At 45.2% G+C, this 4,829-nt stretch carries 4 protein-coding genes, 4 tRNA genes and 1 rRNA gene; 1 reads left to right on the top strand and 8 read right to left on the bottom strand.

Annotated features, from left to right (window positions below; all coding sequences use genetic code 11):
* The 5 genes from L5M40_RS22460 to L5M40_RS22440 all read right to left on the bottom strand — a co-directional run.
* Positions 1–570 (bottom strand): GTP-binding protein (locus tag L5M40_RS22460; protein ID WP_263186831.1); only part of this gene is annotated, 570 nt, incomplete at its 3' end.
* 117 nt (positions 571–687) lie between these two features.
* Positions 688–763: transfer RNA gene (locus L5M40_RS22455), tRNA-Thr, on the bottom strand.
* An 8-nt stretch (positions 764–771) separates the two neighbouring features.
* Positions 772–845 (bottom strand) — tRNA-Gly (locus L5M40_RS22450).
* A gap of 38 nt (positions 846–883) precedes the next feature.
* Positions 884–968 (bottom strand) — tRNA-Tyr (locus L5M40_RS22445).
* 8 nt (positions 969–976) lie between these two features.
* Positions 977–1,052: transfer RNA gene (locus L5M40_RS22440), tRNA-Thr, on the bottom strand.
* Positions 1,053–1,287: 235 nt separating this feature from the next.
* Here L5M40_RS22440 and coaA point away from each other — a divergent pair.
* On the top strand, positions 1,288–2,238 hold the full coding sequence (gene coaA, locus L5M40_RS22435; RefSeq protein WP_105251027.1) for a type I pantothenate kinase: 951 nt from the start codon (positions 1,288–1,290) through the stop codon (positions 2,236–2,238).
* Between the two features lie 26 nt (positions 2,239–2,264).
* Here the strand turns inward: coaA and birA are convergent, their stop codons facing one another.
* The 3 genes from birA to rrf all read right to left on the bottom strand — a co-directional run bounded on the left by birA (position 2,265) and on the right by rrf (position 4,546).
* Positions 2,265–3,224 carry a bifunctional biotin--[acetyl-CoA-carboxylase] ligase/biotin operon repressor BirA gene (gene birA / locus L5M40_RS22430; protein WP_263257270.1) on the bottom strand — a complete coding sequence of 320 codons (960 nt, stop codon included), beginning with the start codon at positions 3,222–3,224 and terminating at the stop codon, positions 2,265–2,267.
* Positions 3,217–4,242: a UDP-N-acetylmuramate dehydrogenase gene (gene murB, locus L5M40_RS22425; RefSeq protein ID WP_263257269.1), complete on the bottom strand. Its 1,026-nt coding sequence runs from the start codon at positions 4,240–4,242 to the stop codon at positions 3,217–3,219. The genes birA and murB overlap by 8 nt, the downstream gene beginning before the upstream one ends.
* Positions 4,243–4,430: 188 nt before the next feature.
* A 5S ribosomal RNA gene (rrf, locus tag L5M40_RS22420) occupies positions 4,431–4,546 on the bottom strand.
* Between the last annotated feature and the right edge of the window lie 283 nt (positions 4,547–4,829).

Here is a 4,829-nt window from a genome sequence, read left to right as displayed (position 1 = left end):
AAGGATCTTAGCTTCCCACTCTGGTTGACCTTCTAGGGCCTTCAGAGCTGAACCTTGGATTACTGGTAAATCATCACCTGGGAAATCGTATTCTGACAGAAGTTCACGCACTTCCATTTCAACCAATTCCAGTAACTCTTCGTCATCTACCATGTCACATTTGTTCATGAACACGATGATGAAAGGTACGCCAACCTGACGAGAAAGCAGGATGTGCTCACGAGTCTGTGGCATTGGACCGTCTGTAGAAGCAACTACTAGAATCGCGCCGTCCATCTGTGCAGCACCAGTGATCATGTTTTTAACATAGTCAGCGTGGCCTGGGCAGTCTACGTGTGCGTAGTGACGTGAAGGCGTGTCATATTCGATGTGAGAGGTATTGATCGTAATACCGCGCTCACGCTCTTCTGGAGCGTTATCGATTTGAGAGAAGTCTTTAGCTTCGCCACCGTAGGTCTTAGCCAGTACGTGAGAGATAGCTGCAGTCAGTGTGGTTTTACCATGGTCAACGTGACCAATGGTGCCCACGTTTACATGGGGCTTAATACGTTCAAATTTAGCTTTAGCCATGGTAATGCCTCAGTCCAAGATTCTTGGTGATGAAAACTAACATATAGAAAAAATCCGATGCATTAAAATGACATCGAACCGATTATGTTTAGGCGTAGGAGCTAAATTTAGAGAGGCTGGTGCTGATAGGCAGATTCGAACTGCCGACCTCACCCTTACCAAGGGTGTGCTCTACCAACTGAGCCATATCAGCAACTAATTTGGAGCGGACAGCGGGAATCGAACCCGCGTTATCAGCTTGGAAGGCTGGAGTAATACCATTATACGATGTCCGCGCAACCTAACTAAGGCTACCTAACTACCTAGAAAAAAGTGGTGGAGGGAGAAGGATTCGAACCTTCGAAGGCTGAGCCGTCAGATTTACAGTCTGATCCCTTTGGCCACTCGGGAACCCCTCCACAGAAAATGGTGCCGGCACCAAGAGTCGAACTCGGGACCTACTGATTACAAGTCAGTTGCTCTACCAACTGAGCTATGCCGGCATTATCATTTCGGAACGGGATATTAGGTAAATGCGCTCCCAAGTGCAAGTAAAAAACGCCTATTTACGTAAAAAAAACGCTTGAACGGTGTTTTTTTACACGTTATCCAACTTTGACGGCCAATTAAACAGCGAATACATCAAACGGTAACGGAAACACGACTGCAATCACCCATTTAGTATTGTTCCAAATATTCTCATAGTGTACTGTGCCTTTCCTAAGCTGAGGAAAGCCAATGACTTCTAAAAATTCAATTCAAAAAGCACTTTATCTCGCCTTCGAGCGCCTGCAATGGTCTGAGTTACGAGATTCAGTGCCGTTGACACTGAGTGAGCAAGACTTGGAGAACCTTAGAGGCATAAATGAAAAGATTTCCTTATCGGAAGTGACTGATATTTATCTTCCCCTTAGCCGACTACTGAATTTGATCGTTAAAGCTAAGCAACAACGAGGCTTAGTGGTTGATGAATTCCTCGGTCAAAAACCATCAAAAAGTCCTTACATCATTAGTATTGCTGGTAGTGTCGCCGTCGGGAAAAGCACCACAGCACGTATTTTGCAAGCTTTACTACGGCACTGGCCTGAACACCCAAAAGTTGATTTGGTGACAACAGATGGTTTTTTGTATCCTCTGGCGGACTTAAAACGTAAAGGACTATTACAGCGTAAAGGATTTCCAGAAAGTTACGATATGAAAATGCTGGTTGAGTTTATCTCCGCCGTGAAATCCGGTCAGCCACATGTCAAAGCCCCTATCTATTCACACGTCACCTATGACCGCGTTAAGAATCAGCATCAAACCGTTTCTCAGCCAGACATCTTAATTTTAGAAGGCTTGAATGTATTACAGACTGGACTCGACTCCCCCGTTGATACCCGTCGTCCTTTCGTCTCCGATTTTGTCGACTTTTCTATTTATGTCGATGCAGAAGAACCTTTGTTAAAACAATGGTATAAAGAACGATTTTTGCAGTTCCGCTCTGGTGCATTCAGTGACAAAAAATCTTATTTTCATCACTATTCGACGCTAACCGACGATGAAGCAAATACGATTGCCGCTAATATTTGGGACACAATCAATGGTCCAAACCTACAACTTAACATTCAACCGACCCGTGAGAGGGCCCATTTGATCCTGCAGAAAGGTCAGGATCATTTGATGTCCCACGTGCTAATGCGCAAATAGCCTTTGTAAAATTGACTCTTGCGTACTTAGCGTGCCCTTAAGCTAATTTCACCGCCGATAAATGCTTGAACACCATCAGCGGTTTCGAGCAATACCGCACCTTGCTCATCAACGCCTCGACAAATTCCTGCGACAGACTTTTCCCCCATAAGCAAACGTATTTCACGGCCATAAAATAAGTCTGCGGCTTGCCAACGAGTCTTGAATGCAGCTAATCCTTCACGCTCAAATAACTGAATATCACGCTTAAGCTGCTTCTGTAATGCAATAACAAGCGCCGTCTTGTCAGGCATGTCGACCAACTCTGACAAATCACTCCAAGGCTGATCGATACCTTTACCTTGTTCCTCTGACATAGCCATATTGACACCAACACCTATGATAAGCTGGCACTGGCTATCAGCCTGACCCGACATCTCAATCAAGATCCCGGCAAGCTTCTTGTTATCCAAATAGATGTCATTGGGCCACTTAACACCAATATTCTCGATGCCAAAAGATTTAAGCACTTCAACCAATGTACAGGCCACCACTAAACTTAATCCCATTGCCTGTGCCATTCCCTGAGGAAATGTCCAAAACAGCGAGAAATATAAGTGATGCCCATAGGGCGACACCCAAGTTCGGCCTCGACGACCACGACCTGCGGATTGATACTCTGCCACACACACATCACCATTCTTCAATTCAGTAATATGGTCCAGCAAAAAACCGTTGGTGCTTGCTATCTCATCAAAGTAAAAGCAACGATTATCAATTGATTGCACTAAACGTGAAGCATCAATCAAAGAAATAGGATTCGCTAACTTATAGCCGCGACCTTTGACGCTATAAATTGCCACACCATAGGTTTCTAGCGCATCGATGTGCTTATTCACTGCGGCACGCGAAATCCCAAGTTCAGTGGCTAACTGCTCGCCTGAAACAAATTGCCCGCTAGATAATAAAGCTAATATCTGGCGTTTTCTTCCCCAATGTTCAGACATGCAAATCTCCTTCACCGTTAGCCCCGATGATTCTAGGTTCAGCTTCTAGCACGACACCAAATTTATCCCGTACTTGCGCAATAACATGCAGCGCTAGGCGGCAAATATCATGCCCCGTTGCTCCGCCTCGATTCACTAACACTAAGGCTTGCTTGTCATGCACCGCCACATTGCCGAGCACAAAACCTTTCAGTCCCGCTTGTTCAATCAACCAGCCTGCCGCCAATTTCACTGTTGCATCCGCTTGTGCGTAGCCCACTATCGTCGGAAAACGCTGTGCTAAATCTAGATAACAGGCTGCGCTTACAATGGGGTTTTTAAAGAAACTGCCTGCATTGCCGAGCACCGCGGGATCAGGAAGCTTTTCACTTCGTACTTGGCATACACGCTCAAAAATCTCATACGCTGTAACGGTTGCGGGGTCAAACGATTGCAATGGACCATAGGCCAAACGCGGTTGCCAACGTTTAGCTAAGCGCAGTCCAACAGCAGTGACTACAGCGAGATTGCGCAATTTGTCTTTGAAAATAGACTCACGGTAAGCAAATTGACACTCAACTGTACTGATGCGCACAAACTCACCTGAGGGTAAATCAAGATACTCAACCCAATCACACACATCACATAGTTCAACACCATAAGCGCCAATATTCTGAATAGGTGCTGCGCCAACCGTCCCAGGAATTAATGCCATATTCTCCAGCCCAAACATGCCATGCTCGAGCGTAAACTGAATTAACTCGTGCCAATTCTCACCCGCCTCAACATCGAGATAAAATGCTTCTGTGTCTTCAGATACTTTTATTCCTTTCGATAAAATCCTGACAACTGTGCCGTTAAAGTCCTCCGTAAAGACCAGATTGCTACCGCCACCAAGCACCAACATAGGCAATTGCTGTTGCCATAGTGGCACACATATCGCCTTAACAGCTTCTTTTGAGTGCGCCTCAACAAGATCCGCGCAAGACTGGGCTAAACCAAAGGAATTAAATGATTGAAGGCTATGAGATAGAGACATGTGTTTGTTCAATGACGACAAAAACGTATTGTAACTGCTAAAAGCGAGGATTGCAGCTCATGCTAGAGAAGATGGCAGGATGAAGAACTGAGAGAAAAGCAGGAAAATCAGTCCAATTAACAAATTGCAGACGCAAAAAAGCCAGCTTATTTAGCTGGCTTGGTTACATCTCAATGAGATAATTAGGCGCTTGGCGATGACCTACTCTCACATGGGGAGACCCCACACTACCATCGGCGCGTTTGCGTTTCACTTCTGAGTTCGGGATGGGATCAGGTGGTTCCACAAGGCTATTGTCACCAAGCAAATTCTGTTTATTACCGTGTCCATCTCTGGACCACGTTAATAATAATTCGGAAAGCTGATTGTCTTATTAAGTTAAGACTCACTTTGAGTTCATACTTTATCAAGTATCTGTATTCTGTCTAAGGCTTTTCGTACGACCTCCATGGAAGGAGGAAGTGCTAGAAAATGTCTGGAACATTTTCAGTAAAACCCATCTGGGTTGTATGGTTAAGCCTCTCGAGTCATTAGTACATGTTAGCTCAACGCCTCACAACGCTTACACACCATGCCTATCAACGTCC

It is taken from the genome of Shewanella sp. SM68 (genome assembly GCF_025653925.1).
Taxonomy (GTDB): domain Bacteria; phylum Pseudomonadota; class Gammaproteobacteria; order Enterobacterales; family Shewanellaceae; genus Shewanella; species Shewanella oncorhynchi.
This window is presented reverse-complemented; position numbering and strand designations above follow the sequence as displayed.

Excerpts from the sequence above, each read along its gene's own strand:
- murB (WP_263257269.1), bottom strand. The coding sequence starts at position 4,242 with ATGTCTCTATCTCATAGCCTTCAATCATTTAATTCCTTTGGTTTAGCC.
- birA (WP_263257270.1), bottom strand. The coding sequence starts at position 3,224 with ATGTCTGAACATTGGGGAAGAAAACGCCAGATATTAGCTTTATTATCT.
- coaA (WP_105251027.1), top strand. The coding sequence starts at position 1,288 with ATGACTTCTAAAAATTCAATTCAAAAAGCACTTTATCTCGCCTTCGAG.